Source organism: Komagataeibacter kakiaceti JCM 25156, assembly GCF_000613305.1.
This window is the reverse complement of record NZ_BAIO01000828.1, coordinates 1-700: the sequence shown is the minus strand read 5'-3', so window position 1 is coordinate 700 and position 700 is coordinate 1. Positions and strand designations below refer to the sequence as shown.

Genomic DNA, 700 nt, shown 5'->3' with positions numbered 1-700 from the left:
TGATTCCCGTGCGGGCGCGGGTGCGGCGCTGGTGTGGACCGCGGGCGCCATGAGCGCGCGCGTGATATTTCCATCCCCACATTGCGGGCAGGCGAGCAGGTTGTTTTCGGCCTGGCGCTCGAACGCCCTGCTATCGGGGAACCACCCTTCGAATTCGTGTCCTGCGCCGCAGCGTAGCTGATACCGGATCATGCCCTCTCCGCGTTTTACCCTGTCAGTTCCTGCCCAGCAGGGCGTCAAGCCTGCCCGTGCGTTCAAGCGCCATCAGGTCGTCACAGCCGCCGATGGGCGTATTGTCGATGAAAATCTGCGGCACGGTGGTGCGGCCACCGGAGCGGCGAACCGATTCCGTGCGTTCCGGGCTGCCATGCGGGGCATTGATCTCATTGAACGGCACGTCCTTCTGCATCAGCAGGCGCACGGCGCGGATGCAGTAGGGGCAGCCCGGCTGGGTGTAAATGTCGATCGCAGGCATGGAACCTTCACTTGGCTGGTGTGGTGGTCTATCCGTTCCAACTTGCGTGCAACGGAGCATTGCGTCCAGCTTATCCTATTGTTGTTCCTGCTGGCCACAGGCACGCGCCACCGCAATGACATCGACCCGCGTCGCCCCCGCCGCCAGAAGGGCGTCCGTGCAGGCGGCCAGCGTGGCCCCGGTGGTCATGACATCATCCACCACGATCACATGCCGCCCCGCGAT

The 700-nt window shown here is 64.3% G+C and carries 3 protein-coding genes; all 3 read right to left on the bottom strand.

Features of this window, described 5'->3' with window-relative positions; all coding sequences use genetic code 11:
* A partial coding sequence (locus JCM25156_RS28315) for a DUF1178 family protein (protein ID WP_025814447.1) occupies positions 1–192 on the bottom strand: 192 nt, incomplete at its 3' end.
* Between the two features lie 22 nt (positions 193–214).
* Positions 215–475, bottom strand: coding sequence for a glutaredoxin 3 (grxC, locus tag JCM25156_RS19305; protein ID WP_025814446.1), 261 nt, complete (start codon positions 473–475; stop codon positions 215–217).
* Between the two features lie 75 nt (positions 476–550).
* The coding region (locus tag JCM25156_RS26470; protein WP_034961524.1) for a ComF family protein at positions 551–700 on the bottom strand (150 nt) is incomplete at its 5' end.